This is a genomic window from Streptomyces sp. NPDC048018 (genome assembly GCF_043202995.1).
In the GTDB taxonomy this organism is placed as follows: domain Bacteria; phylum Actinomycetota; class Actinomycetes; order Streptomycetales; family Streptomycetaceae; genus Streptomyces.
Map to the genome: position 1 here is coordinate 13,135 of NZ_JBIDBK010000008.1, position 25,403 is coordinate 38,537.

Here is a 25,403-nt window from a genome sequence, read left to right on the forward strand (position 1 = left end):
AGAACGGACATCCGCAGCCGTCGCTTTCCACTCACGTATTCGCTTTTGATCTCCCCGTACGCGCGCGGCCGCTCTAGGCTCGTGGGTACCGCCGAATCACGCACTGTGCGGGGAGCGGCGCCGGGCAAGGAGGGCCGCATGACCGTACGGCGAGTAATGGGCATCGAGACGGAATACGGGATCTCCGTCCCGGGGCACCCCAACGCCAATGCCATGCTCACCTCGTCCCAGATCGTCAACGCCTACGCGGCGGCGATGCACCGGGCGCGCCGCGCCCGCTGGGACTTCGAGGAGGAGAACCCGCTGCGGGACGCCCGCGGCTTCGACCTCGCCCGCGAGGCCGCCGATTCCAGCCAGCTCACCGACGAGGACATCGGCCTCGCCAACGTCATCCTCACCAACGGCGCCCGGCTCTACGTGGACCACGCCCACCCCGAGTACAGCGCCCCCGAGGTCACCAACCCCCGCGACGCCGTCCTCTGGGACAAGGCCGGCGAACGGATCATGGCCGAGGCCGCCGAACGCGCCGCCCAGCTCCCGGGCGCCCAGCCCATCCACCTCTACAAGAACAACACCGACAACAAGGGCGCCTCCTACGGCACGCACGAGAACTACCTGATGAAGCGGGAGACCCCCTTCTCGGACATCGTGCGCCACCTGACGCCCTTCTTCGTCTCCCGCCAGGTCGTGACCGGCGCCGGCCGCGTCGGCATCGGACAGGACGGACGCGAGAACGGCTTCCAGCTCAGCCAGCGCGCCGACTACTTCGAGGTCGAGGTCGGCCTGGAGACGACCCTCAAGCGCCCCATCATCAACACCCGCGACGAGCCCCACGCGGACGCCGAGAAGTACCGGCGGCTGCACGTGATCATCGGAGACGCCAACCTCTCCGAGATCTCCACCTACCTCAAGCTCGGCACGACGGCCCTGGTCCTCTCCATGATCGAGGACGCCTTCATCACCGTCGACCTCGCCGTCGACCAGCCCGTGCGCACCCTCCACCAGGTCTCCCACGACCCGTCCCTCCAGTACCTGCTCACGCTGCGCAGCGGCCGGACACTCACCGCGGTGCAACTCCAGATGGAGTACTTCGAGCTCGCGAGGAAGTACGTGGACGAGCGCTACGGGGCGGACGCCGACGAGCAGACCAAGGACGTCCTGGTCCGCTGGGAGGACACGCTCAACCGGCTGGAGAACGACCCGATGAGCCTGGCCGGCGAGCTGGACTGGGTCGCCAAGCGCGAACTCATGGAGGGCTACCGCCGGCGCGACAACCTCGACTGGGACGCCGCCCGCCTGCACCTCGTCGACCTCCAGTACGCGGACGTGCGCCCCGACAAGGGCCTGTACAACCGCCTGGTGGCCCGCGGGCGCATGAAGCGCCTCCTGGACGAGCCGACGGTGGAGCGGGCCGAGACGAGCCCTCCTGAGGACACCAGGGCCTACTTCCGCGGCCGCTGCCTGGAGCAGTACGCGGACGACGTGGCCGCCGCCTCCTGGGACTCGGTCATCTTCGACCTGCCCGGCCGGGACTCCCTCCAGCGCGTTCCGACCCTGGAACCCCTCCGGGGTACCCGGAACCACGTGAAGGAGCTGCTGGACCGCTGCCGGACGGCGGAGGAACTCGTCCGCGTCCTTTCCGGCGACTGAAAAGCACCGGGATTCGACACCCGCTCCCCGGCGCGGCTGAAATGCCCGGGGACTGGGAATCATGGAAGCAGTGCCCGGACGTTCTTGGAACTGCGGGGCCGATGTCAGTCCCGGCTTGTAGGGTCTGATCTTGTAGAGACCACACGAGCGGGCCGATTCGAGCGGGGTGAGGTTTATGGCGACCAAGGACACCGGCGGCGGACAGCAGAAGGCGACGCGTTCCACGGAGGAGGTCGAGGAGACCACCACGGAGGCCAGCTCCGATCTCCAGGAACGCCAGGAGAAGCTCTCGGACGACGTGGACTCCGTCCTGGACGAAATCGACGACGTCCTCGAGGAGAACGCAGAGGACTTCGTGCGAAGCTTCGTCCAGAAGGGCGGCCAGTAGCCTTCGAATCGAAGGTGAGGTCGCAGGGGTGGGTGGATGTCAAAGGCTGCCAGATATTGCCGCGGTTGTGGGCGGGACGTCCCGCTGACCGGATTCGCGCCGGACTTCGATCGCGGGGACGGACCACAGCCGAGGTGCCGGGAATGCGTCGCCACGTACGGGGCCGAGCGTGACCGGACAGGACAGGCAGCCCAGGGCAAGGTCGTCCGGAGCAAGGCGCACATGCCGGCGGGGCACACACCCTGCCGGCAGTGCGGCGGGATCGAGCCGCACAGCGCTCGGCATCGCGGCGCCACCGCCTCGGACGGCCTCGCCACTCGCTGCAAGGCAGGCGGAGAGTCCCAGGGACGAGCGGGTCATCTCCAGCGCCGGTACGGCCTCACCGGGGCCGATCGTGACGAGATGACCACCTCTCGAGGAGGTCTCCGCGCGATCTGTCCCGCGGCTCCCGCCGTACATGTGGATCACCGCCACGGGACGGGTAGGGTCCGTGGCGTACTGTGCTTCAACTGTAATTCGGCCATCGGCAAGTTGGGAGACGATCCCGACGTCCTCCGTCGGGCCATCGCATACCTGGAGGGAAACGCGTGGAAGCCAACAACCTGAGCACAGGGCGTCTCCCAGCTGCCTTCCTGACGCCTGGATCGTCCTCGTTCTACGACTTCCTGGCGAGCCACTCGCCGGAGGTGCTTCCGGGCAACCGCAAGCTCCCCGAGGGGATCGTCGAGGCGCCGCACGGCACCACGATCGTGGCCGCGACGTTTCCCGGCGGGGTCGTGCTCGCCGGCGACCGGCGGGCGACCATGGGGAACATGATCGCGCAGCGGGACATCGAGAAGGTGTTCCCGGCCGACGAGTACTCCGCGGTCGGCATCGCCGGCACGGCCGGTCTCGCCGTGGAGATGGTCAAGCTGTTCCAGCTGGAGCTGGAGCACTTCGAGAAGGTGGAGGGCGCGACGCTCTCCCTGGAGGGCAAGGCCAACCGCCTGTCCACGATGATCCGCGGCAACCTCGGCATGGCCATGCAGGGCCTTGCCGTCGTCCCGCTCTTCGCCGGCTGGGACGAGGGCCGGGAGAAGGGCCGGATCTTCTCCTACGACGTCACCGGCGGCCGCTCCGAGGAGCACGGGTTCGCCGCCACCGGCTCGGGCTCGATCTTCGCGCGCGGGTCGATGAAGAAGCTCTACCGGGACGACCTGACCGAGCAGCAGGCCACGACGCTCGTCGTGCAGGCGCTGTACGACGCGGCGGACGACGACTCGGCGACCGGCGGTCCCGACATGGCCCGGCGGATCTTCCCGATCGTCACCGTCATCACCGACGAGGGCTTCCGCCGGCTCACGGAGGCGGAGTCCTCCGAACTCGCCCGGTCGATCACCGAGCGGCGGCTGGAGCAGCCCGACGGGCCGCGCGCCGCCTTGCTGTGACCCCTCGTCGACCGATGAAGCCCTCCAGAGCCTTTCAGACCGGAAGAAAGGGACGGTAGCCGGTGTCCACGCCGTTCTATGTCTCACCTCAGCAGGCCATGGCCGACCGGGCCGAGTACGCCCGCAAGGGCATCGCCCGCGGCCGCAGCCTGGTCGTCCTCCAGTACGCCGACGGCATCGTCTTCGTCGGCGAGAACCCGTCCCGTGCGCTGCACAAGTTCAGCGAGATCTACGACCGGATCGGTTTCGCCGCCGCCGGCAAGTACAACGAGTACGAGAACCTGCGGATCGGCGGCGTGCGCTACGCCGACCTGCGCGGCTACACCTACGACCGTGACGACGTCACGGCCCGCGGTCTGGCCAACGTGTACGCGCAGACGCTGGGCACCATCTTCTCCAGCGCGGGCGAGAAGCCGTACGAGGTGGAGCTGGTGGTCGCCGAGGTGGGCGCGGAGCCCGAGGGCGACCAGATCTACCGGCTGCCGCACGACGGCTCGATCGTCGACGAGCACGGTTCGGTCGCGGTCGGCGGCAACGCGGAGCAGATCAGTTCCTTCCTGGACCAGCGGCACCGTGACGGGATGTCGCTCGCGGAGGCGCTGAAGCTGGCCGTGCAGGCGCTGTCCCGGGACACCAACGGCACCGAGCGGGAGATCCCGGCGGATCGGCTGGAGGTGGCGGTCCTGGACCGGACCCGTCCGCAGCAGCGCAAGTTCAAGCGGATCCTCGGCCGGCAGCTGAAGCGTCTGCTGGAGGCCGATGACGCGGCCGTCGCGAAGACGGACGACCCGTCGGACGAGGCCGCCGAGGAGTAGGGCGGGCGACGAGAACGGACGGGAGGGCCCCGGGGGCGCGGTGACGCGGTCCCGGGGCCCTCTGTCGTCGCGCGGGGGCGTCAGGTGGTCGGTGCGGGGCCGGAGGAGGCCCGGGGGACGAGGCTGACGGGCAGGTCGCCCGGTTCGGGTGCGCGGCCGTCGAGGACGGCGAGCAGGGCGGCCATGCCGCGTTCGCCGATGCGTTCGGCGGGCAGGCCGACGGTGGTGAGTTCGGGTTCGACGGCGGTGGCGAGGGCGAGGTCGTCGAAGCCGGTGACGGAGAGGTCCTCGGGGACGCGCAGTCCGAGCCGGCGGGCGGCCTTGCAGGCGCCGGCGGCCAGGATGTCGTCGTCGCAGACGAGGGCGGTGGGCCGGGGGCCCGGCCCGGTGAGGGCTCGTTCGGTGGCCTCTCGGGCGCCCTGGACGTCGAGGGGTGCTCGTACGGTCGTCACGTCGGTGCCGGCGAGGGCGTCGGCGAGGGCGGCGGCGCGGACGTCGAAGGTCCAGGACGGGACGGCCGAGGCGAGGTGCAGGAAGCGCCGGTGGCCGAGGCCGAGCAGGTGGCGGGTGACCTGGCGCATGCCGTCCGCGATGTCGAGGTTCACATGGGCGGCCGCGCCGGTGTCGGCGGGGTCGCTGTCGAGCATCACGAGGGGCAGGTCGGTGCCGCGGAAGGCCTGGAGGGCGTCGGAGGCCATGGAGGAGGCGATGACGCCGTCGAGGGCGGCCCGGGCGGAGGCGAAGGGGTCCCTGGCGGGGCCGACGCCGTCGGGGGAGGGGTAGAGCACGACGCCGAAGCCGTGCCGGGCGGCGACGGTGGCGGCGCCGGTGTAGACCCGGGCGAAGAACTCGTTGGTGAGGGCCGGGACGACGAGGAGCGCCGTGCGGGTGCGGCCGAGGCGCAGGTTGCGGGCCGCGAGGTTGGGACGGTAGCCCAGTTCCGCGGCGGCCCGGCGTACGGCGGCGGCGGTGCGTTCGGAGACCCGGCCGCGCCATTTGTCGCCGAGGACGAGGGAGACCGTGGCCTGGGAGACCCCGGCGGCGCGGGCGACGTCGCGGCTGGTGGGGCGGCTCCCGCCGATGGGTTCCGGGCTGTGCACTCGTACCTCCGCGGCGGTTTGCTGCCGGACCGTTCCGGCCGCGCGGGGTGGACCGGCGCGTTGCCGTCATGGTACGTATGACGGCAGACGTTATACGTAAAACCTCGGGCGCAGGCCCCGAGAGGGGAGACGACATGGCCGGCGAGGCCGCGCCCAAGGGCGGCTATCTGGACATTCTGCGCGCGCCCCATGCGGCGCGCCTGCTGACCGGCACCCTGGTCGGCCGGCTCCCCAACGGCACCGGCCCCGTCGCCATCACCGTCTTCACCCGCGCCGAGGGCGGCAGCTACAGCCTGGCGGGCGGCCTCATCGCCGCGTACGGCCTGGCCACCGCCGTCGGCCAGCCCCTCCTGGGGCGCGCCGTCGACCTCAGGGGGCAGCCGCGCGTGCAGCTCCCGGCCGCCGTGATCTCCGCGGTCGGCATGGCCGCGCTGGCCGTCACGGGGATCGGCAACCTGTTCCTCGCCTATGCCGCCGTGCTGGTCGCCGGGCTCTTCACCCCGCCCCTCGAAGGCGGGCTGCGGGCCCTGTGGCCGAGCGTCCTCGGCCGTGAGGACCGGGTGCACCGCGCGTACGCCCTGGACGCGGTGGCGCAGGAGGTCATGTTCACGGTCGGGCCGTTGCTGCTGACGCTGCTCGTCTCCCTGTGGTCGCCCGCCGCCGCTCTGGTCGTCATCAACGTGCTGGGCGTCCTCGGCGCGCTCTCCGTGGTCGTGTCCAAGCCTTCGCGGACCTGGCGCTCGGCGCCCCGCGAGGCGCACTGGCTCGGCGCGCTGCGCTCACCCGGGCTGCTCGCGCTGCTCTCCTGCTTCTTCTTCGTCGGGCTGGCCCTCGGATCCATCACGGTCGCCGCGGTCGCGTACGCCGACGACCGGGGGAACGAGGCCGTGTACGGCTGGCTGATGGCCGCTCTCGGGCTCGGCGCGCTCATCGGCGGGGTGGCCTACGGTGCCCGCCAGTGGGTCGGTGCGCCCGAGCGGCGGCTGCGCGTCCTGGTGCTGCTGCTGGCCCTCGGCTACCTGCCGCTGCTGCTGGTGCCCGGGCCGGCCGCCATGAGCGCTCTCGCGGCGGTCGCCGGTGTGTTCCTGGCGCCCGCCATCGCCTGCGCCTTCATCGTGGTCGACCGTCACGCTCCGGCCGGTACGGTCACCGAGGCCTTCTCCTGGCTCGTCACCACGTTCGGGGTGGGGGCCGCCCTCGGCTCCGCGGTCTCGGGTCCGGCCGTCGAACTCGCCGGGACCCCCGCGGGATTCGCCGTCGCGGGCATCGGCGGTTTCGTCGCGTTCCTGGTCCTGCTGGCCACCGGCCGGGTCCTCGGCCCGGTGCCGCCGGCGCGACACGCCGTCAGCGGGGGTGCGGAAACCGGCGGGCCCCGGACCGGGCAGGCCGAAAAGAACCCGCACTCATCGGAAAATGATCGAAACGGGGCTGCCGAACCCGGTTTCAGCGCAGGGCTTCAGGCGTAATGTTCAGACATGGACCGCCGCATTTTCGGGCTGGAGAACGAGTACGGCGTCACGTGCACGTTCAGGGGACAGCGCCGACTGTCTCCTGACGAAGTGGCGCGCTACCTCTTCCGCCGTGTCGTGTCATGGGGCCGCAGCAGCAATGTCTTCCTGCGGAACGGCGCCCGCCTGTACCTGGACGTGGGTTCGCATCCGGAATACGCAACTCCCGAATGCGACAACGTGGTCGAACTGGTCACCCACGACAAGGCAGGCGAGCGCATTCTCGAAGGACTGCTCGTCGACGCGGAACGCCGCCTGCACGAGGAGGGAATCGCGGGCGACGTCTATCTCTTCAAGAACAACACCGACTCCGCCGGAAACTCCTACGGTTGCCACGAGAACTATCTGGTGGCCCGCCACGGGGAGTTCTCGCGGCTCGCGGACATCCTCATTCCCTTCCTCGTCACCCGCCAGCTCATCTGCGGTGCGGGAAAGGTGCTGCAGACCCCGCGCGGCGCGGTCTACTGCGTCTCCCAGCGGGCCGAGCACATCTGGGAGGGCGTCAGCTCCGCCACCACCCGCTCGCGCCCCATCATCAACACCCGCGACGAGCCGCACGCGGACGCCGAGCGCTATCGCCGGCTCCACGTCATCGTCGGCGACTCCAACATGTCCGAGACGACCATGCTCCTCAAGGTCGGCGCCACCGACCTGGTGCTGCGCATGATCGAGGCGGGCACCGTGATGCGCGACCTCACCCTGGAGAACCCGATCCGGGCGATCCGCGAGGTCAGTCACGACATCACCGGCCAGCGCAAGGTGCGGCTCGCCAGCGGCCGTGAGGCCTCCGCCCTGGAGGTCCAGCGGGAGTACTACGAGAAGGCCGCCGACTTCGTCGACCGGCGCGGCATCCGCAGCGGCGTCGTCGCCCAGGTGCTCGAACTGTGGGGCCGCACCCTCGACGCCATCGAGGCGGAGCAGCTCGACCGCATCGAGACCGAGATCGACTGGGTCATGAAGTACAAGCTCATCGAGCGCTACCGGGCCAAGCACAACATGACCATGTCGCATCCGCGGGTCGCCCAGATAGACCTCGCGTACCACGACATCCACCGCCGCCGCGGTCTGTACTACCTGCTCCAGAAGAACGGCCAGGCGGCCCGGGTGTGCAACGACGTGAAGATCTTCGAGGGCAAGTCGGTACCCCCGCAGACCACCCGGGCCCGGCTCCGCGGTGACTTCATCCGCCGCGCCCAGGAGCAGCGGCGGGACTTCACCGTCGACTGGGTCCATCTCAAGCTCAACGACCAGGCGCAGCGCACGGTGTTGTGCAAGGACCCGTTCCGCTCGGTCGACGACCGGGTGGAAAAGCTGATCGCCGGAATGTAGGAACCGGCCGACGGCGACACGGAACGGTCCGGCGGCCCCGCACGTCCGACGTGCGGGGCCGACGGCATCTCAGGGTGGTCCCCTAGAGTGTCCGGACAACTACTGTGCCGTCTGAGATCTGAGGAACTAGTGCGCCGACTTGCCGGCCTGCTCGTCGTCCCGCTGCTGCTGCTCACCACAGCGGCCTGCGGCAGCGACGACAAGGGCTCCGATTCCGGTTCGATGAAGAACGGTCTTCCCGCCATCACCGCGGGCGAGAAGTTCGGAGAGAAGCCGACCCTCTCCAAGGGTGTGGGGGACCCGCCGAAGGACCTCAAGGTCAACGTCATCAGCGAGGGCGACGGTCCTGTCACCAAGAAGGGCGACGCGCTCCAGGTGAACTACCTGGGCCAGGAGTGGGACGAGACCACCCCCTTCGACAACAGCTTCGACCGGAAGCAGCCCTTCTCGCTGACGCTCGGCGAGGGGCAGGTCATCCAGGGCTGGGAGAAGGGCCTGGAGGGGCAGAAGGTCGGCAGCCGTGTCGAGATCGGCATCCCGCCGACGCTGGGGTACGGCGAGCAGGGCCAGGGCGACATCAAGCCCAACGCCACCCTGGTGTTCGTGGTCGACATCCTGAAGGCCGTCACGATCCCCAAGTCGGCCGAGGGCACCCCGGTCGCCCAGGAGAACAAGGACCTGCCGAAGGTCGGCACCAACACCGACGGCAAGCAGCCCTCGCTGACCGTTCCCAAGGTCGACCCGCCGACCAAGCTGGTCTCCAACTACATCCTGGAGTCCAAGGGCGAGGTCGTCGCGGCGACCGACACCATCGTCGTGAACTACGTCGCCGCCCTGTGGAAGGACGGCAAGGTCTTCGACTCGACCTACACCAACGGCAAGCCGGCCAACTTCCCGCTGAGCCAGCTGACGCTGAAGGGCCTCAAGGACGGTCTCGTCGGCAAGAAGGTCGGCAGCCGGGTCCTGATCGTCGCACCGCCGTCGGAGGCGTTCGGCGACAAGGAGCAGCAGGGTATTCCGAAGAACTCGACCCTCGTGTTCTCCGTCGACATCCTGACGAAGATGTAAGACTGTCCCGGTCGCGCAGACCATCGTCTGGGCGGTTCATAGTTTTTGAGGAGCGCACTGCAGTGAGCATCGAGAAGCCCGAGGTCGACTTCCCGGGCGGCGAGCCGCCGGCCGACCTGGAGATCAAGGACATCTGGGAGGGTGACGGCGCGGTCGCCGAGGCCGGCGACATGGTCAAGGTCCACTACGTGGGTGTGTCCTTCGACTCCGGCGAGGAGTTCGACGCCTCCTGGAACCGCGGCGCCCCGCTGGACTTCCAGCTCGGTGTCGGCATGGTCATCCAGGGCTGGGACACGGGTGTCCAGGGCATGAAGGTCGGCGGTCGCCGCCAGCTGGTCATCCCCGCGCACCTCGCCTACGGCGACCAGGGCGCCGGCGGCAAGATCAAGCCGGGCGAGACCCTGATCTTCGTCTGCGACCTCGTGGGCGTCACCAAGCGCTGACCCGCTCCGTTCGCGGTTCCGAGGGCCCCCGCCTCCCGGCGGGGGCCCTCGGCGTTCGTCCCGGCTTTTGTCCGGACACCCCGGGGCGGTACGGTCGGACGTCTCACCAAGTCAATCCGGCAGAAGAGGGTGCGGGGCGTCGATGGCGATTGCCAAGGCCGAGCGGCTGATGAATCTTGCGCTGTGCCTGCTCGGAACCCGCCGTCCGCTGAGCAAGAGGGAACTCCGCGGCTCCATCGAGGCGTACATGGAGGCGACCGGTGAGGACGCCTTCAACCGGATGTTCGAGCGCGACAAGGACGATCTGCGCGAGCTCGGTCTGGTCATCGAGACCGTCGAGAACCTGGACGCCGAGACCGGCTACCTGGCCCGCCGTGACTCCAACCGGCTGCCGGCCATCACCCTGGACGCCGAGGAGGCCGCCGCCCTCGGGCTCGCGGCGAGGGTCTGGCAGCAGGCCCGCCTCGCGGGGGCCGCGAGCGGCGCCCTGCAGAAGCTGCGCGCGGCGGGGATGCCGGAGGCCGAGGACTCGTACGACACCCACAGCGCTCTGGAACCGCGCATCCCGGTGCACGAGGCCGCCTTCGAGCCGCTGATGCTGGCCTGCCGTGACCGGCGGCCGGTCGTCTTCGACTACCGCAAGGCCAACGCGGCCCGCCCGGAGACCCGGCATGTCGAGCCGTGGACGCTGGAGTGCTGGCGCGGCCACTGGTACCTGGCGGGCTGGGACCGGGACCGCGCCGCCGAGCGGGTCTTCCGGCTGTCCCGGATCACCGGCAAGGTGCGCTCCCGGGCCGGCGCCTTCACCGCGCCCGTGCCCGACGTGGTGACCGTCCGGGAGACCGTCGAGAGCTGGGCGGGCGAGACCGCCACCCGCTCGGCCCGGATCCGGCTGCGGGCCGGCTGTGGCTATCCGCTGCGTTCGCGCGCCCAGTCCGTGAGCGTGGGCGCCGACGGCTGGGACGAGCTGGAGATCCCGTATGGCCACGGCCTGGACGCCTGGCTCGTGGAATTCGGCCCCGACGTGGTCGTGCTCGAGCCCGCCGACCTGCGGGCCGACGTGGTGGAGCGGCTGCGCGCCGTGGCCAAGGGCTGAGGGGGAGAGGAACGACCATGGCTGCCAACGCCATCGACCAGACGAGGCGGATGCTCTCCCTCGTCACCTATCTCCGCGAGCGCCCGGGCGCGCACGTCGCCGACGTCGCCCGGGCCTTCGGGATCACCGAGGACGAGCTGATCTCGGACCTCGACGTGCTGCCGATGTGCGGCACCAGCTTCCGCGGCGGCGACCTGCTCGACATCGACACCGACGGTGACCGGATCTGGTGGCACAACCCGGACGACGTCGCCGCCCCGCTGCGGCTCGCCGCCGACGAGGCCACGGCCCTGCTGGTGGCGGCGCGCGCGGTGGCGACGCTGCCGGGGCTGCGCGAGAGCGACCGCGAGGCGCTGCTGCGGGCCACCGCCAAGCTGGAGGCGGCGGCCGGCGAGGCGGCCGGGGCCAGCTCCCGTCTGTCGGTGACCTTCGAGTCCGAGGGCGGTGTGTTCGCCGAGGTCGACCGGGCGATCTCGGAGCGCCGGCGGCTGTGGCTCCGTTACTACTCGCCGGCCCGGGACGAGCTCACCGAGCGCGAGGTGGACCCGATCCGGCTGTTCGCCGTGGGTCACACGTACATGGAGGCGTGGTGCCGGCTCTCCGAGGCGCGCCGTACCTTCCGGCTCGACCGGGTCGCCGAGATCCGGCTCCTCGACGCGCCGGCGGCGCCCCCGGAGATCGAGCTGCGGGACCTGTCGGAGGGGCTCGTGCAGCCCTCCGCCGAGGACCCGGAGGTCGTGGTGGAGGTCGGGCCCGGCGGCCGCTGGGTCGCCGAGTACTACCCGCACGACCGGGCCGAGGAGCTGCCCGACGGGGGCCTGCGGATCACGCTGCGCACCCCGGCGCCCGCCTCGCTGCGGCGGCTCGCGCTGCGGCTCGGCAGTGACGGCCGGATCGTCGCCCCCCAGGAGCTCGCGGACAGCGCGCGCGAGGCGGCGTCCGCCGCCCTCGCCGCCTACGAGGGCTGAACGGCGCCCGCCGGCCGGGGCCCGGGCGGCGGTGCAACAGGGGGAACGTGACGTTCCGGGGGCTCCGGACGCTGTTTCCAGTGACGTACCCGAACCGCAGTGGGGAGAGTTGAGGGAAATGTCCGCAATGCCCGGCCTGACGGCGACGGTCGCCCCGGTCCACTTCAAGGCCGCGTGCCCCGACTGCCGTTCCCGCTTCGAACTCTCCGCGGGTGCCCTCCGGCTCGCCATCGGCGCCAGCCGCCGCACCACCTTCTACTCCTTCACCTGCCCGGAGTGCGGCAGCGCCGTCCGCAAGCCGGCGGGGGAGCGGATCGTCGAACTCCTCACCGGCGGCGGCGTACGCACCCTGCGCCTGCACACCACGGGCTGACCTCCCGGCCCCCCGGCACCCTCTAGGCTCGGTTCATGTTCTGGCCCATGCTCGCCATCGCCCTCGGCTTCCTCGGCATCGCCGTCCTCGGCATCCTCGGCATCAAGGTCTTCCTGGAGGCCCAGCGCCTCGGCCGTCAAGTGGCACACACCACACAGCGCATCAACGAGGCCGCCGAGCAGCTCGAACGAGCCGCCGCCGACCTGGCGCGAACGGGCGAGACGCTCCGCTGAATTCGCGCCGGTGGCCGGGCTGAGGCCGCACGGGGCTTGCGCGCGGGACGAAAGCGCGAGTATGCACGGCCATTGCCGCCCGTTTACTCCTGCGGGTTACGATCGCTGCAAGCGCGGTGGCCGGACGCATGTCCGACCGTCCGGGCCCGCACTCCAATGTCGCCTCGGTGAAGAAGGTAAACAGCTATGGGTAGGCTCGGCCCCACCGAGATCATTCTGATCCTCGTCGTGATCATCCTGCTGTTCGGCGCCAAGAAGCTTCCGGACATGGCTCGTTCGCTGGGCAAGTCCGCCCGCATCCTCAAGAGCGAGGCCAAGGCGATGAAGTCGGACGACCAGCAGAGCGCGCCCGCCGACCCGCCGCACCCCGCCCCGCAGGAGCAGGCCGTGCCGCGCACCATCCAGGCCGCCCCGGGCGACGTGACCAGCTCGCGTCCCGTGACCGAGCCCACCGACACCACCAAGCGCTGACCCGGTCCGCCGCGGCCGCCGCCCCGAGCGGCGGCTGCCGCACGAGATGAGGACGTGGGTTGCTCAAGTCTGCCCGCAAGCAGGAGAAGGATCCCGAGGGCCGGATGCCCCTCGTGGAGCACCTGCGTGAGCTTCGCAACCGCCTCGCGAAGGGCCTGCTGGCCATCGCGGCGGTCACCGTCGTGGCCCTCGTGTACAGCGAGCAGCTGATGGTGTTCCTGACGAAGTCCGTGCCCAAGTGCGCGCACGGCGTCACGAGCGACGGCGGAAACTGCGCCATCGTCTCCTTCAACACGCTGATGGCGCCCTTCAGCACGACGATCCAGCTCTCGCTGACGACCGGCCTGGTCGTCGCGAGCCCCGTCTGGCTGTACCAGCTCTGGGCGTTCATCGCGCCCGGCCTGCACAAGCAGGAGAAGAAGTACACGTACGCCTTCGTCGGCGCCGCGGTCCCGCTCTTCGCGGCCGGCGCCTACCTCGCGTACCTGATCCTCCCCATCAGCGTGCAGGTGCTCATCAGCCTCACGCCGGAGGGCTCCGCCAACATCCTCTCGCTCGGTGACGTCCTCGACTTCACCCTGCGCATGGTGCTCGTCTTCGGCCTCGCCTTCGAGCTCCCGCTGATCCTGGTGATGCTGAACCTCACCGGCGTGCTGAGCGGCCGGCGGATGGCCCGCTGGTGGCGCGGCGTGATCATGGGCGTCTTCGTCTTCGGCGCCGTCATCACCCCGACCACCGACCCCGTCGGCATGCTCGCCCTCGCCGTGCCGATCACGGTCCTCTACCTGGCAGCCGTCGGCTTCTCGCTGATCAACGACAAGCGGCGCCGGCGCAACAACCCGGACGCCGGACTGGACGACGACGAGGCGTCGAGCCTCGACCTCACTCCGCAGCCCGTCGGCCCGGTCGAGAGCGTCGGCGCCGCCCGGACCCTGCCCGAGCAGGCCACCGGAGAGGCGGACGGCAGGTCGCACCGCCTCAACGGTTACGACGACGTCACCTGATCTTGTAGGGTCCCCCCAGACTCCGTCCGGGGGGACCCGCCATGACCAGCGAGATCACTCTCTTCGTCAATCCCACCGCGGGACGCGGCCGGGGCGCGCACGCCGCGCAGCCGGCCGCTCGTGCGTTCCGGGACGCCGGAGTCACCGTGCGTACCGTCCTCGGCCGGAACGCCGACGACGCCCTGCGACGGGCCCGCGAGGCGGTCGAGGGCGGCACCGGAGCCCTCGTCGCCGTCGGCGGCGACGGCATGGTCTCGCTCGCCCTCCAGGCGGTCGCCGGCACCGGGACCCCACTGGGCGTGATCCCCGTCGGCACGGGCAACGACTTCGCACGCTGCCTCGGACTGCCCCTGCGCGACCCGGCGGAGGCCGGCCGGGTGGCCGCCGAGGCGTTCACGGGCGGCGGCGGAAGGACCGTCGATCTCGGGCGGGTGGAACAACCGCGGGCCGCGGCGGCGGGCGGCCCCGCGCACCGCTGGTTCGGGACCGTGCTCGCCTCCGGCTTCGACTCGCGCGTCAACGACCGCGGCAACCGGATGCGGCTGCCCGCCGGACGCTTCAGGTACGACCTCGCCATCCTCGCCGAGCTCGCCGCCTTCCGGCCCGCCCCGTACCGGCTCACCCTCGACGACGGCGCCGAGACCCGCGTCGAGGCCACCCTCGTCGCGGTCGGCAACGGCACCTCGTACGGCGGCGGCATGCGCATCTGCGCCGACGCGCGCCTCGACGACGGTCTCCTCGACGTCACCGTCGTCGGCGACTGCTCCCGCACGGAGCTGATCAGGGTCTTCCCGAGGGTCTACCGCGGCACCCACCTCGACCATCCCAAGATCACCGTCCACCGGGTCCGCTCCCTCACCCTGGACGCCCACGGCATCACCGGCTACGCCGACGGCGAGCCGCTCGGACCCCTGCCGCTCACCGTCCACTGCGTGCCCGGCGCCCTCCGGGTGCTCGCCCCGCAGACGCCGCCGCAGGTGCCTCGATAAAGATCGCGTCACTGTCAGAGGTGGCGGGTAGGCTCGACAGCAAGATGACAGAGGACCTCACACCAGCCGAAGCGTACGCAGCTGCCCGCGCCCGCAACGCGGAGCAGGCGACCGCGCTGGCCCCCTTCCGCGAGATGTACGAGTTCGGTCTTGACCCCTTCCAGACCGAGGCGTGCAAGGCCCTCGAAGCGGGCAAGGGCGTGCTCGTCGCCGCTCCCACGGGCTCCGGCAAGACGATCGTCGGCGAGTTCGCCGTCCACCTCGCCCTCCGGCAAGGGCGCAAGTGCTTCTACACCACGCCCATCAAGGCGCTCTCCAACCAGAAGTACGCCGACCTCGTCAAGCGCTACGGCCACGACAAGGTCGGTCTGCTCACGGGCGACAACAGCGTCAACGGCGACGCGCCCATCGTCGTCATGACCACCGAGGTCCTCCGCAACATGCTCTACGCGGGGTCCCAGGCGCTCTCCGGCCTCGGCTACGTCGTGATGGACGAGGTGCACTACCTCTCCGACCGCTTCCGCGGCGCCGTCTGGGAGGAAGTGATCATCCACCTCCCCGAGTCGGTGACGCTGGTGTCGCTCTCCGCGACCGTGTCGAACGCCGAGGAGTTCGGCGACTGGCTCGACACCGTCCGCGGCGACACCGAGGTCATCGTCTCCGAGAGCCGCCCGGTGCCGCTCTGGCAGCACGTGCTCGCCGGCCGCCGGATGTACGACCTCTTCGAGGAGGAGACCGACCACGGCGGCCGCGGCGCCTCCCGCCGCGAGGTCAACCCCGACCTGCTCCGCCTGGCCCGCACCGAGAACTCGCGCACGTACAACCCGCGCGACCGGCGCCGCGGCAAGATGGTCCGCGAGGCCGACCGCGAGCGCGAGCGCCGCCAGCGCTCCCGTATCTGGACGCCGGGACGGCCCGAGGTCATCGAGCGGCTCGACGCCGAGGGACTGCTCCCCGCCATCACCTTCATCTTCAGCCGGGCCGGCTGCGAGTCCGCCGTCCAGCAGTGCCTCTACGCGGGCCTGCGGCTCAACGACGAGGACGGGCGCCGCCGCGTCCGCGAGATCGTCGAGGAGCGCACGGCGGCCATCCCCAGCGAGGACCTCCACGTCCTCGGCTACTACGAATGGCTCGAGGCCCTGGAGCGGGGTATCGCCGCCCACCACGCCGGCATGCTCCCGACCTTCAAGGAGGTCGTCGAGGAGCTCTTCGTCCGCGGCCTCGTCAAGGCCGTCTTCGCCACCGAGACCCTCGCCCTCGGCATCAACATGCCGGCCCGCTCGGTGGTCCTGGAGAAGCTCGTCAAGTGGAACGGCGAGCAGCACGCCGACATCACCCCCGGCGAGTACACCCAGCTCACCGGCCGCGCCGGCCGCCGCGGCATCGACATCGAGGGACACGCCGTCGTCCTGTGGCAGCGCGGCATGGACCCCGGCCACCTCGCCGGACTCGCGGGCACCCGCACGTATCCGCTGCGCTCCAGCTTCAAGCCCTCGTACAACATGGCGGTCAACCTGGTCGACCAGTTCGGCCGGCACCGCTCGCGCGAGCTTCTGGAGACCTCCTTCGCCCAGTTCCAGGCCGACCGCTCGGTCGTCGGGATCTCCCGGCAGGTCCAGAAGAACGAGGAGGGCCTGGAGGGCTACCGCGAGGGCATGACCTGCCACCTCGGCGACTTCGAGGACTACGCGCGGCTCCGCCGCGAACTCAAGGACCGCGAGACCGAACTGGCCCGTCAGGGCGCCGCCCACCGCCGCGCCGAGGCCGCCGCCTCGCTGGAGCGGCTCAAGCCCGGAGACGTCATCCACGTGCCGACGGGCAAGTTCGCCGGGCTCGCCCTGGTCCTCGACCCGGGCGTCCCGGCCGGGCGCACCAACGGGCACCGCGGCTTCGAGTACCACGACGGGCCGCGCCCGCTGGTCCTCACCGCCGAGCGGCAGGTCAAGCGGCTCGCCGCCATCGACTTCCCGGTCCCCGTGGAGGCGCTGGAGCGCATGCGCATCCCGCGGTCCTTCAACCCGAAGTCCCCCCAGTCCCGCCGCGACCTGGCCTCGGCGCTGCGCAGCAAGGCCGGGCACATCAACCCGGAGCGGCACCGCAGGCAGCGCTCGGCCGCGGCCGACGACCGCGAGATCGCCCGGCTGCGCACGGAGATCAGGGCCCATCCCTGCCACGGCTGCGACGAGCGCGAGGACCACGCCCGCTGGGCCGAGCGCTATCACCGCCTGCAGCGCGACACCAAGCAGCTGGAACGGCGCATCGAGGGCCGGACGAACACCATCGCCCGCACCTTCGACCGGATCGTCGCGCTCCTCACCGAGCTCGACTACCTGCGCGCCGACGACGTCACCGACAACGGCAAGCGGCTCGCCCGGCTCTACGGCGAACTCGACCTGCTCGCCAGCGAGTGCCTGCGCGAAGGCGTGTGGGAGGGGCTGAACCCGGCCGAACTCGCCGCCTGCGTCTCCGCGCTCGTCTACGAGGCCCGGCAGTCCGACGACGCCGTCGCGCCGAAGCTGCCCACGGGGCGGGCGAAGGCCGCGATGGGCGAGATGGTGCGGATCTGGGGCCGGCTCGACGCGCTGGAGGAGGAGTTCAAGCTCCACCAGACGGAGGGCGTCGGCCAGCGCGAGCCGGACCTCGGCTTCGCCTGGGCCGCCTACCAGTGGGCCTCCGACAAGGGGCTCGACGAGGTGCTGCGCGAGGCGGAGATGCCGGCCGGCGACTTCGTCCGCTGGTGCAAGCAGGTCATCGACGTGCTCGGCCAGATCGCGGCGGCCGCGCCGAAGGAGAACAGCACCGTCGCGAAGAACGCCCGCAAGGCGGTCGAGTCGCTGCTGAGGGGTGTCGTGGCCTACAGCTCGGTGGGCTGACAGCTACAGCTCCGGCAGCGCCCTTGACCCACCCTCAGGGGCGTCGTCCACAGGGGGTTTTCCACAGGGGTGGCGCGGTGTCGGTCCCTTCCGCTTCCATGAACTCGTACAGCAGAACGAGCACTTGGGGCACTGAGGCCATCACCTCGCACCTCCTGCGGAAGGAAACGCACGTGACCACGCAAGCCGGTCCGTCCGCCGTCGGCACCACGACGGCGGACGGGCGGAAGACCGTCCCGGGACCCCGGGGCGTCCCGGGGCTGGGGAACCTGCCGGAGTTCGGCAAGGACCCGCTCGCCTTCTTCGAACGGCTGCGTGAGCGCGGGGACTTCGTCCGCTGGCGCTTCGGCCGCACCCCCGCCCTCTTCATCGCCCATCCCGAGACCATCGGCGAGCTCCTCACCGAGGTCGAGCGGACCTTCGACCAGCCGGACCTCGGCATCGCCTTCCGGACGCTGCTCGGCGACGGCGTCGTGGTCTCCAAGGGCGCCGACTGGCGGCGCAAGCGCTCCCTGGTGCAGCCCTCGGTCCGCCCCCGGCAGGTCAAGTCCTACGCCGCCACGATGGCCGAGTGCGCCGTCGACCTGGCCGAGCGGTGGTCCGACGGGGACCGGGTCGACGTCAAGAAGGAGATGGCCGCCCTCACCCAGCTCATCGCCGTCCGCACCATCTTCGGCGTCGACACCGCCGCCGACGCCGAGGCCATCGGCCGCGCCATGGACGTCGCCCAGCACGAGATCGGCGCCGAGTTCAGCGGCATCGGCGCGATACTCCCCGACTGGATCCCCACTCCCGGACGAGCCCGCATCAAGCGCGCCACCGCCGTCATCGACGCCGAGGTCTCCCGCGTCGTCGCGCGCCACCGGGACGGCGACGGCCAGCGGCCGGACCTGCTCAGCAGGCTCCTCGCCGCCCGGGACGAGACCGGCGTCCCCCTCTCCGACCGGGAGATCCGCGACGAGACGGTCACCCTCTACATCGGCGGGCACGAGACCACCAGCTCCACCCTCGTCTGGGCCTGGTATCTCCTCTCCCGCAATCCCCGGGTCGCGGACGCTCTCGGCGCCGAGCTCGACCGGGTCCTCGGCGACCGCGACCCCGGCTTCGACGACTACGCCGCCCTCGGCTACACCCAGGCCGTGGTGAAGGAGACGCTGCGCCTCTACCCGACGATCTGGCTGCTCACCGGCATAGCCAAGGAGGGTGCCACGCTCGGCGGCGCCCCCATCGCGCCCGGCACCCGGGTCTGGAGCAGCCAGTGGGCCACCCAGCGGGACGGCCGGTGGTACCGGGACCCGCTGGAGTTCCGTCCGGAGCGCTGGCTGCCGGCGAAGGACGGCGGTACGGAGGGGGAGACCGAGGAGATACCGGAGTACGCCTGGTACCCCTTCGGCGGCGGCCCGCGGGTGTGCCTGGGCACGCGCTTCGCCATGGTCGAAGCGGTGCTGATCCTGGCCGTCGTCGCCCGCCGCTTCCGTCTCGACCTCGACGCGGAGGAGGTGCTGCCCGTCCCGGGCCTGACGTTGCAGCCGGACCGGGACGTCCTGGCGACGGTCCGGGCCCGCTAGCGTCCAGAAGGGCCCGGAGGCCCCTGCCGTCCGGCGGTCACCACGCGTCGGCGAGGGCCTCTCGTCAGCCCTTCGTGACGGCGTCCTCGCCCGCCCGTGCCAGGGAACGCGCGAGCGTACGCAGGTCGTCGGCCCGCAGTACCCGGTCGCCGAAGCCCGGCAGCGGCACGTGCAGGTCGGCGGTCCAGCGGGTCGGGATCGCGCCGGGGCCGTGCACGGCCCCGGCGAGGAGGCCGGTGCGGGCGTTGTCGTGCGGGGTGCGTCAGGCCTCCTGCTCGCGCTCCACCTGCTCGTTCCACTCGCGCTTGATCGCGCGCCAGGCCTCGTCCGTCTTGCCCAGGCGCCAGTAGCCCGAGATCGAGAGGCGCTCGCGCGGGACCCCGCGTTCCATGCGGAGGTGGCGGCGGAGCTCCTTCACGAAGCCGGCCTCGCCGTGGACGAAGGCGTGCACGTCGCCGGCCGGGAAGTCGAGCCCGCGCACGGCCTCGGTCAGGGCCTCGCCCACCGGGCGGGCGCCCCGGTGCAGCCAGGTCACGTCCACCCCGGCCGCCGTCGTGAACTTCTGCTCCTCGGACGCGTCCGGGACCTCCAGGAAGGCGTGCACCGTCGTCCCCTCCGGCAGCCGCTCCAGGGCGGCAGCGACGGCCGGGAGCGCGCTCTCGTCGCCGACCAGGAGGTGCCAGTCCGCGGACTCGTCCGGGGCGTAGCCGCCGCCGGGGCCGAGGAAGCGCACGGTGTCGCCCGCCTGGGCCCGTGCCGCCCAGGGGCCGGCCAGGCCCTCGTCGCCGTGGACCACGAAGTCGACGGTCAGCTCGCGCTGCACCGGGTCCCAGGCCCGCACCGTGTACGTCCGGGTCGTCGGCCACTGCTCGCGCGGGAACTCCGCCCGGATCCGCTCCATGTCGAAGGGCTCCGGGTAGCTCACCCCCTCCGCCGCGAAGAGGAGCTTCACGTAGTGGTCGGTGTATGTGCCGATCTCGAAGGTGTCGAGCCCGGGGCCGCCGAGCACCAGGCGCACCATCTGCGGGGTGATCCGCTCCGTGCGCACCACCTGGGCCTCGTGGGCCCTCGGTGCCTTGCGTGCGGGCTGTTCTGCCACGACGTCTCCCGTTCGGGGTGATTACTTAGGTTTGCCTAAGCTAGCATCCCGGAAGCCCCGGGCCCAGAGGGATCAGGGACTCCGGAAGGGCGGCCCGGCCTCAGCCGCCCAGCACCGGCAGCAGACGTCCCACCGCGCCGCCCAGGCCCCACTGCTCGACCAGGCGCGCCAGCGCCTCCGGGTCCCGGGGGGCCGCCGGCACGGCGGCCGAGAACTCCGGCAGCGGCGCGTCCCGGGCCACGCGCACCACCGTCGGCGCCACGTCCAGATACTCCGCCGCCTCGATGATCCCGCGCCGCTTGGCCGGGGTCAGCTTCGACGTCCGGTCGCCCGCGGCCGCGCGCACGCCCGCCAGGTCCCCGTACTCCGTGATCAGCTGCGCCGCCGTCTTCTCGCCGATGCCCTTCACGCCGGGCAGCCCGTCGCTGGTGTCCCCCCGCAGCGCCGCGAAGTCGGCGTACCGGTCCGCCCGCACCCCGTACTTCTCCAGGATGAACTTCTCGTCCACCAGGTCGCAGTCGCCCACGCCCTTGCGCGGATACAGCACGCGCACCCCGCGCCCGTCGTCCACCAGCTGGAAGAGGTCGCGGTCGCCGGTGACGATGTCCACCGGGCCGGCCGCCCGCGCCGTCAGCGTGCCGATCACGTCGTCCGCCTCGAAGCCGGGCGCGCCGACCCGGGCGACGCCGAGCGCCGCCAGCACGTCCACGATCACCGGGACCTGCGGCGCCAGCGTGTCCGGGATCTCCTCCACGTCCGGTCCCGCCGGGGTCTCCTCGGCCACCCGGTGCGCCTTGTACGAGGGGATCAGGTCCACCCGCCACTGCGGGCGCCAGTCGTCGTCCCAGCAGGCGACCAGGTCGTCCGGCCGGTGGTCCTGGACCAGGCGGCCGATGAAGTCGAGCAGCCCGCGCACGGCGTTCACCGGCGTCCCGTCCGGCGCCCGGACCGAGTCCGGCACGCCGAAGTACGCGCGGAAGTAGAGGCTGGCGGTGTCGAGGAGCATCAGGCGTCGCGTCACACCCCCGATCATGCCGCACCCCACCGACAACACCCCCCACCAGGCGTGACACCGGTCACCTTCGCGTTTGTGGGGGAGGAGCCCGGGCAGGCGGGAGCCCGGAGCGGACCCGGTAGGGGATCCGGCCGTCCGGGCACCAGGTCCGGACAGGGACGGATCCCGTACGCGACGGGCGCGCGGGCAGATCCCGCCTCGCTCCACGGCCCGGCTGCTGCGGGGGTGGCGGGCCGTTTTTCGTTGCTACCCCTGAGGTGTATGTGTCCAGGCTCCAGGCCGACCACCTGTACAAGGTGTTCGGCAGACGACCCGACGAAGCAGTCCGTGAACTCGCCGCGGAAGGAGAGAACGCGGTCGACCGCGACGCCCTGCGTGCCAAGGGCACCACGGCAGCCGTCATCGACGCGTCCTTCGTCGTCGAACCCGGCCAGATCTTCGTCGTCATGGGTCTGTCCGGGTCGGGCAAGTCCACCCTCCTGCGCATGCTGAACGGGCTCCTCGCACCCACGGCGGGCCGGGTCCTCTTCGACGGCCGTGACCTCACCGCGCTCGCTCCGCGCGAGCTGCGCGACGTCCGGTCGAAGAAGATCAGCATGGTCTTCCAGCACTTCGCCCTCTTCCCGCACCGCAGCGTCCTCGAGAACGCCGCCTACGGCCTGGAGGTCCAGGGCGTGCCCCGCGCCGAGCGCGAGAAGCGCGCCGCCGAGGCCCTGGAGCTGTGCGGGCTGGCCGGCTGGGAGAAGTCCTGGCCGGACGAGCTCTCCGGCGGCATGCAGCAGCGGGTGGGCCTCGCCCGCGCGCTCGCCACCGACGCCGACCTGCTCCTCATGGACGAGTCGTTCAGCGCGCTCGACCCGCTGATCCGCCGCGACATGCAGGACCAGCTGCTCGTGCTGCAGCAGAAGCTGAAGAAGACCATCGTCTTCATCACCCACGACCTCAACGAGGCCATGCGCCTCGGCGACCGCATCGCGGTGATGCGCGACGGCCGGATCGTCCAGCTCGGCACCGCCGAGGACATCCTGATCCGCCCCGCCAACGACTACGTCGCCTCCTTCATCCAGGACGTCGACCGCACCCGTGTGCTCACGGCCGAATCCGTGATGACGGCCGGCACGGTCGCCCCCGAGGACTGCCCGCCGGGCTGCGGTTGCGAGCTCGTCGCCCCGGAGACGCCGCTGGCCGATCTGTGCGCCGTCTCCGCGCGCTCCCTCCACCCGGTGGCCGTCGCCGCCGCCGACGGCCGGGTCCTCGGCGTCGTCGCCCAGGACCGCCTGCTCGGCGTCATGGGCGGACTCGACGCCGACGTCAGCCCGGCCGAGAAGGCCCGCCCCGTGGACCGGGGCGGGCAGGCCGGCTCCGGAAGCCCGACCGAGCAGGCCGGGGCCGTGCGCCCGGGCGGGAAGGCCGGGGCCGCCACGTCCGTCGACGACACCCGCTCCGACGCCGAGGAGGTGACCACCCATGCCTAGGATCCCCCTCGGCCAGTGGGTCGACAGCAGCGTCGACTGGCTGCAGAGCCGCCTGTCCTGGCTGTTCGACGCCATCAGCACCGGCGTGACCGGCCTCTACGACGGCATCGACGCCGTCCTGTCGGCGCCCCAGCCGCTGCTCTTCGCGGGCATCCTCGCCGTCCTGGCGTGGTGGCTGCGCGGCCTCGCCACCGGCGTCGTCGCCTTCGCCGCGTTCGCGCTCGTCGACTCCGTCGAGCTGTGGGACGAGGCCATGGCGACCCTGTCGCTGGTGCTCGTCGCCACCCTCGTCACGCTCGTGATCGCCGTACCACTCGGCATCTGGGCGGCCCGCTCCAAGACCGTCAGCGCCGTGCTGCGCCCGGTCCTGGACTTCATGCAGACCATGCCGGCGATGGTCTATCTCATCCCCGGCATCATCTTCTTCGGCGTCGGCGCGGTCCCCGGCATCATCGCGACCATCGTCTTCGCCCTGCCGCCCGGCGTACGCATGACCGAGCTCGGCATCCGCCAGGTCGACGGCGAGCTCGTGGAGGCCGCCGAGGCCTTCGGCACCACGCCGCGCAACACCCTGCTGCGCGTCCAGCTGCCGCTCGCCCTGCCCACGATCATGGCCGGCGTCAACCAGGTGATCATGCTCGGTCTGTCCATGGTCGTCATCGCCGGCATGGTCGGCGGCGGGGGCCTCGGCGGTGCCGTCTACCGTGCCATCGGCAACGTCGACATCGGCCTCGGCTTCGAGGCGGGCATCTCCATCGTCATCCTCGCCATGTACCTCGACCGGATGACCGGCGCCCTCGGCCGCCAGGTCTCGCCGCTCGGCCGCCGCGCCGCCGCCAAGGCGCGCGCCGCGAGCGCCGCCCGGGCCGGCGCGAGGATCTGGGGCCACCGCCCGCAGCCCGTCACCGCGCTCGTCGGCGTCGTCGTCCTGGCGCTGGTCGCCGGCGGCATGGGCTTCCTCGGCGGCAGCGGCGGCGCCTCCACCACCGCGTCCGGTCCGAACACCGGCCACGGCAAGAAGATCAGCCTCGGCTACATCCCCTGGGACGAGGGCATCGCCTCCACCTTCCTGTGGAAGGAGCTCCTGGAGCGCCGCGGCTACGAGGTCGAGACCAAGCAGCTGGAGGCCGGCGCCCTCTACACCGGCCTCGCCGGCGGCCAGATCGACTTCCAGACGGATTCCTGGCTGCCCGTCACCCACGCCCAGTACTGGGAGAAGTACCGCAACAAGCTGGAGGACCTCGGCTCCTGGTACGGCCCCACCTCCCTGGAGCTCAGCGTCCCCTCGTACATGAAGGACGTGAACACGCTCGCCGACCTCAAGGGCAAGGCGGGCACGTTCAAGGGCCGCATCGTCGGCATCGAGCCGAGCGCCGGCATGATGGGCATCCTCAAGGACAAGGTCGTCAAGGACTACGGCCTGGAGGGCGAGTACGAGGTCGTGGACGGCTCGACTCCCGGCATGCTGGCCGAACTCAAGCGCGCGTACGACAAGAAGCAGCCGATCGCGGTCACCCTCTGGTCCCCGCACTGGGCCTACTCCACGTACGACCTCAAGAAGCTGCAGGACCCCAAGGGCAGCTGGGGCAAGGGCGACGGCGTGCACACCCTGGCCCGCAAGGGCTTCGCCGCCGAGAACCCCGAGGTCGGTGCCTGGCTGAAGCGCTTCAAGCTCAGCGAGAAGGAGCTCACCGGCCTGGAGGCGGTCATCCAGGAGACCGGCAAGGGCAAGGAGCAGGAGGCCGTCCGCACCTGGCTCGACCGGAACCCGGGCGTCGCGGAGCGGCTCGCCCCGCAGTAGGAACATCGACTCCTGTCCGAAAAGGGGTGGTCGCCGAACGTGTTCGGCGACCACCCCTTTTCGCCACGACGCGAAACACCGGCCCGAAGCTGCGTAAGGTTCAGTTGACCGACCGGTACGAGACCACGAGTGACACGAGGGAGGGGGCCGACATGGACGACAAGGAGTCGCTGCGCGTCGGCGCGGCCGTCAGGAGGCGCCGCCGGGCGCTCCAGCTCACCCTGGCCGTCGTCGCCCAGCGCAGCGGCCTTTCCGTGCCCTTCCTCAGCCAGGTCGAGAACGAGCGGGCCCGCCCCAGCGACCGCTCCCTCCAACTCGTGGCCACCGCCCTGGAGACCACCGCCGCCGAACTGCTCGCGGCGGCCGAGGCCGCCCGGACCGTCGACGTCGTCCGCGCCCACGAGGAGCTGTGGGACATGCCCCCGGGCGTACGGCCGCTGGTGCGCGGCCGGCATCAGCTGCAGGCCCTGGAGTTCACCGGCGAGCAGGACGCCGGCCGGGAATTCCTGCACCGCAACGACGAGTTGCTGTACGTCGCCGACGGCTCCGCCGAGATCGAGGCCGAGGGCCGCGCCTACCGCCTCGGGCGCGGCGACACCCTCTACCTCTCCGGCGGGGTGCGGCACCGCTGGCGGGCCACCGCGGCCGGGACACGCCTCGTGTTCGTGTCCGTCGCGGACCACATCGAGGCCGCCGAGACGTGAGGGCGA

At 71.4% G+C, this 25,403-nt stretch carries 25 protein-coding genes; 21 read left to right on the forward strand and 4 right to left on the reverse strand.

The genetic code is table 11. The annotated features are described in order from the left end of the window. The first annotated feature begins 138 nt into the window (after positions 1–138). From dop to prcA, 5 genes are all read left to right on the forward strand, one after another. A complete protein-coding gene (gene dop, locus ACGF1Z_RS27555; protein WP_393008516.1) occupies positions 139–1,650 on the forward strand; it encodes a depupylase/deamidase Dop in 1,512 nt (503 codons plus the stop codon). 175 nt (positions 1,651–1,825) lie between these two features. Beyond that, on the forward strand, positions 1,826–2,038 hold the full coding sequence (locus ACGF1Z_RS27560; RefSeq protein ID WP_315895804.1) for a ubiquitin-like protein Pup: 213 nt from the start codon (positions 1,826–1,828) through the stop codon (positions 2,036–2,038). A gap of 402 nt (positions 2,039–2,440) precedes the next feature. Beyond that, a complete protein-coding gene (locus ACGF1Z_RS27565) occupies positions 2,441–2,644 on the forward strand; it encodes an endonuclease VII domain-containing protein (protein WP_393008518.1) in 204 nt (67 codons plus the stop codon). Next, positions 2,626–3,465 carry a proteasome subunit beta gene (gene prcB, locus ACGF1Z_RS27570; RefSeq protein WP_393008520.1) on the forward strand — a complete coding sequence of 280 codons (840 nt, stop codon included), beginning with the start codon at positions 2,626–2,628 and terminating at the stop codon, positions 3,463–3,465. Before ACGF1Z_RS27565 ends, prcB begins: the two co-directional genes overlap by 19 nt. 62 nt (positions 3,466–3,527) lie before the next feature. Beyond that, entirely contained in the window at positions 3,528–4,280 is a 753-nt protein-coding gene (gene prcA, locus ACGF1Z_RS27575; RefSeq protein ID WP_393008522.1) for a proteasome subunit alpha, read from the forward strand. Positions 4,281–4,360: 80 nt separating this feature from the next. On the opposite strand, the gene ACGF1Z_RS27580 is transcribed toward prcA, so the two are convergent. Continuing rightward, complete coding sequence (locus ACGF1Z_RS27580; RefSeq protein ID WP_393008524.1) at positions 4,361–5,380, reverse strand: LacI family DNA-binding transcriptional regulator; 1,020 nt, start codon at positions 5,378–5,380, stop codon at positions 4,361–4,363. A gap of 134 nt (positions 5,381–5,514) precedes the next feature. Here ACGF1Z_RS27580 and ACGF1Z_RS27585 point away from each other — a divergent pair, with 134 nt between their 5' ends. The 13 genes from ACGF1Z_RS27585 to ACGF1Z_RS27645 all read left to right on the forward strand — a co-directional run bounded on the left by ACGF1Z_RS27585 (position 5,515) and on the right by ACGF1Z_RS27645 (position 19,303). Then, a complete protein-coding gene (locus ACGF1Z_RS27585) occupies positions 5,515–6,846 on the forward strand; it encodes an MFS transporter (RefSeq protein WP_393008526.1) in 1,332 nt (443 codons plus the stop codon). 9 nt (positions 6,847–6,855) lie between these two features. Then, positions 6,856–8,217 carry a Pup--protein ligase gene (gene pafA, locus ACGF1Z_RS27590; protein ID WP_393008528.1) on the forward strand — a complete coding sequence of 454 codons (1,362 nt, stop codon included), beginning with the start codon at positions 6,856–6,858 and terminating at the stop codon, positions 8,215–8,217. A gap of 129 nt (positions 8,218–8,346) precedes the next feature. Beyond that, a complete protein-coding gene (locus ACGF1Z_RS27595; RefSeq protein ID WP_393008530.1) occupies positions 8,347–9,285 on the forward strand; it encodes an FKBP-type peptidyl-prolyl cis-trans isomerase in 939 nt (312 codons plus the stop codon). A gap of 62 nt (positions 9,286–9,347) precedes the next feature. Beyond that, a complete protein-coding gene (locus tag ACGF1Z_RS27600) occupies positions 9,348–9,728 on the forward strand; it encodes an FKBP-type peptidyl-prolyl cis-trans isomerase (protein ID WP_393008534.1) in 381 nt (126 codons plus the stop codon). Positions 9,729–9,870: 142 nt separating this feature from the next. Continuing rightward, positions 9,871–10,824: a helix-turn-helix transcriptional regulator gene (locus tag ACGF1Z_RS27605; RefSeq protein ID WP_393008536.1), complete on the forward strand. Its 954-nt coding sequence runs from the start codon at positions 9,871–9,873 to the stop codon at positions 10,822–10,824. Between the two features lie 17 nt (positions 10,825–10,841). After that, entirely contained in the window at positions 10,842–11,792 is a 951-nt protein-coding gene (locus ACGF1Z_RS27610) for a helix-turn-helix transcriptional regulator (protein WP_393008538.1), read from the forward strand. 127 nt (positions 11,793–11,919) lie between these two features. Then, positions 11,920–12,165, forward strand: coding sequence for a hypothetical protein (locus ACGF1Z_RS27615; RefSeq protein WP_393008933.1), 246 nt, complete (start codon positions 11,920–11,922; stop codon positions 12,163–12,165). 35 nt (positions 12,166–12,200) lie between these two features. Continuing rightward, positions 12,201–12,398: a hypothetical protein gene (locus ACGF1Z_RS27620; RefSeq protein WP_393008540.1), complete on the forward strand. Its 198-nt coding sequence runs from the start codon at positions 12,201–12,203 to the stop codon at positions 12,396–12,398. 186 nt (positions 12,399–12,584) lie between these two features. After that, positions 12,585–12,869: a Sec-independent protein translocase subunit TatA gene (gene tatA, locus ACGF1Z_RS27625; protein ID WP_376638215.1), complete on the forward strand. Its 285-nt coding sequence runs from the start codon at positions 12,585–12,587 to the stop codon at positions 12,867–12,869. 104 nt (positions 12,870–12,973) lie between these two features. Further along, the gene (gene tatC, locus ACGF1Z_RS27630) at positions 12,974–13,873 is read left to right on the forward strand and encodes a twin-arginine translocase subunit TatC (RefSeq protein WP_393008934.1); all 900 of its coding nucleotides are present in this window, start codon (positions 12,974–12,976) and stop codon (positions 13,871–13,873) included. A 41-nt stretch (positions 13,874–13,914) separates the two neighbouring features. Then, the gene (locus ACGF1Z_RS27635) at positions 13,915–14,862 is read left to right on the forward strand and encodes a diacylglycerol kinase (protein ID WP_393008542.1); all 948 of its coding nucleotides are present in this window, start codon (positions 13,915–13,917) and stop codon (positions 14,860–14,862) included. Positions 14,863–14,906: 44 nt separating this feature from the next. Continuing rightward, the gene (locus ACGF1Z_RS27640; protein ID WP_393008544.1) at positions 14,907–17,735 is read left to right on the forward strand and encodes a DEAD/DEAH box helicase; all 2,829 of its coding nucleotides are present in this window, start codon (positions 14,907–14,909) and stop codon (positions 17,733–17,735) included. Between the two features lie 173 nt (positions 17,736–17,908). Next, positions 17,909–19,303, forward strand: coding sequence for a cytochrome P450 (locus ACGF1Z_RS27645; protein ID WP_393008546.1), 1,395 nt, complete (start codon positions 17,909–17,911; stop codon positions 19,301–19,303). Between the two features lie 64 nt (positions 19,304–19,367). On the opposite strand, the gene ACGF1Z_RS27650 is transcribed toward ACGF1Z_RS27645, so the two are convergent. From ACGF1Z_RS27650 to ACGF1Z_RS27660, 3 genes are all read right to left on the reverse strand, one after another. Then, a complete protein-coding gene (locus ACGF1Z_RS27650; RefSeq protein WP_393008548.1) occupies positions 19,368–19,520 on the reverse strand; it encodes a hypothetical protein in 153 nt (50 codons plus the stop codon). A 45-nt stretch (positions 19,521–19,565) separates the two neighbouring features. After that, positions 19,566–20,402: a siderophore-interacting protein gene (locus tag ACGF1Z_RS27655; protein WP_393008550.1), complete on the reverse strand. Its 837-nt coding sequence runs from the start codon at positions 20,400–20,402 to the stop codon at positions 19,566–19,568. Between the two features lie 100 nt (positions 20,403–20,502). Further along, positions 20,503–21,408, reverse strand: coding sequence for a 5'-3' exonuclease H3TH domain-containing protein (locus ACGF1Z_RS27660; RefSeq protein WP_393008935.1), 906 nt, complete (start codon positions 21,406–21,408; stop codon positions 20,503–20,505). Between the two features lie 272 nt (positions 21,409–21,680). Between ACGF1Z_RS27660 and ACGF1Z_RS27665 the strand changes: the two genes are divergently transcribed. From ACGF1Z_RS27665 to ACGF1Z_RS27675, 3 genes are all read left to right on the forward strand, one after another. Beyond that, positions 21,681–22,892, forward strand: a complete 1,212-nt coding sequence (locus ACGF1Z_RS27665; protein ID WP_393008552.1) for a glycine betaine/L-proline ABC transporter ATP-binding protein — start codon at positions 21,681–21,683, stop codon at positions 22,890–22,892. After that, a complete protein-coding gene (locus ACGF1Z_RS27670) occupies positions 22,885–24,693 on the forward strand; it encodes an ABC transporter permease/substrate binding protein (RefSeq protein WP_393008555.1) in 1,809 nt (602 codons plus the stop codon). The genes ACGF1Z_RS27665 and ACGF1Z_RS27670 overlap by 8 nt, the downstream gene beginning before the upstream one ends. 152 nt (positions 24,694–24,845) lie before the next feature. Beyond that, entirely contained in the window at positions 24,846–25,397 is a 552-nt protein-coding gene (locus ACGF1Z_RS27675; RefSeq protein ID WP_393008557.1) for a cupin domain-containing protein, read from the forward strand. Positions 25,398–25,403: the final 6 nt, after the last annotated feature.

Excerpts from the sequence above, each read along its gene's own strand:
- ACGF1Z_RS27640 (WP_393008544.1), top strand. The coding sequence starts at position 14,907 with ATGACAGAGGACCTCACACCAGCCGAAGCGTACGCAGCTGCCCGCGCC.
- ACGF1Z_RS27585 (WP_393008526.1), top strand. The coding sequence starts at position 5,515 with ATGGCCGGCGAGGCCGCGCCCAAGGGCGGCTATCTGGACATTCTGCGC.
- ACGF1Z_RS27560 (WP_315895804.1), top strand. The coding sequence starts at position 1,826 with ATGGCGACCAAGGACACCGGCGGCGGACAGCAGAAGGCGACGCGTTCC.
- ACGF1Z_RS27565 (WP_393008518.1), top strand. The coding sequence starts at position 2,441 with ATGACCACCTCTCGAGGAGGTCTCCGCGCGATCTGTCCCGCGGCTCCC.
- dop (WP_393008516.1), top strand. The coding sequence starts at position 139 with ATGACCGTACGGCGAGTAATGGGCATCGAGACGGAATACGGGATCTCC.
- ACGF1Z_RS27635 (WP_393008542.1), top strand. The coding sequence starts at position 13,915 with ATGACCAGCGAGATCACTCTCTTCGTCAATCCCACCGCGGGACGCGGC.
- ACGF1Z_RS27610 (WP_393008538.1), top strand. The coding sequence starts at position 10,842 with ATGGCTGCCAACGCCATCGACCAGACGAGGCGGATGCTCTCCCTCGTC.
- tatA (WP_376638215.1), top strand. The coding sequence starts at position 12,585 with ATGGGTAGGCTCGGCCCCACCGAGATCATTCTGATCCTCGTCGTGATC.
- tatC (WP_393008934.1), top strand. The coding sequence starts at position 12,974 with ATGCCCCTCGTGGAGCACCTGCGTGAGCTTCGCAACCGCCTCGCGAAG.
- ACGF1Z_RS27620 (WP_393008540.1), top strand. The coding sequence starts at position 12,201 with ATGTTCTGGCCCATGCTCGCCATCGCCCTCGGCTTCCTCGGCATCGCC.
- ACGF1Z_RS27660 (WP_393008935.1), bottom strand. The coding sequence starts at position 21,408 with ATGCTCCTCGACACCGCCAGCCTCTACTTCCGCGCGTACTTCGGCGTG.
- ACGF1Z_RS27615 (WP_393008933.1), top strand. The coding sequence starts at position 11,920 with ATGCCCGGCCTGACGGCGACGGTCGCCCCGGTCCACTTCAAGGCCGCG.
- ACGF1Z_RS27675 (WP_393008557.1), top strand. The coding sequence starts at position 24,846 with ATGGACGACAAGGAGTCGCTGCGCGTCGGCGCGGCCGTCAGGAGGCGC.
- ACGF1Z_RS27670 (WP_393008555.1), top strand. The coding sequence starts at position 22,885 with ATGCCTAGGATCCCCCTCGGCCAGTGGGTCGACAGCAGCGTCGACTGG.
- pafA (WP_393008528.1), top strand. The coding sequence starts at position 6,856 with ATGGACCGCCGCATTTTCGGGCTGGAGAACGAGTACGGCGTCACGTGC.
- ACGF1Z_RS27605 (WP_393008536.1), top strand. The coding sequence starts at position 9,871 with ATGGCGATTGCCAAGGCCGAGCGGCTGATGAATCTTGCGCTGTGCCTG.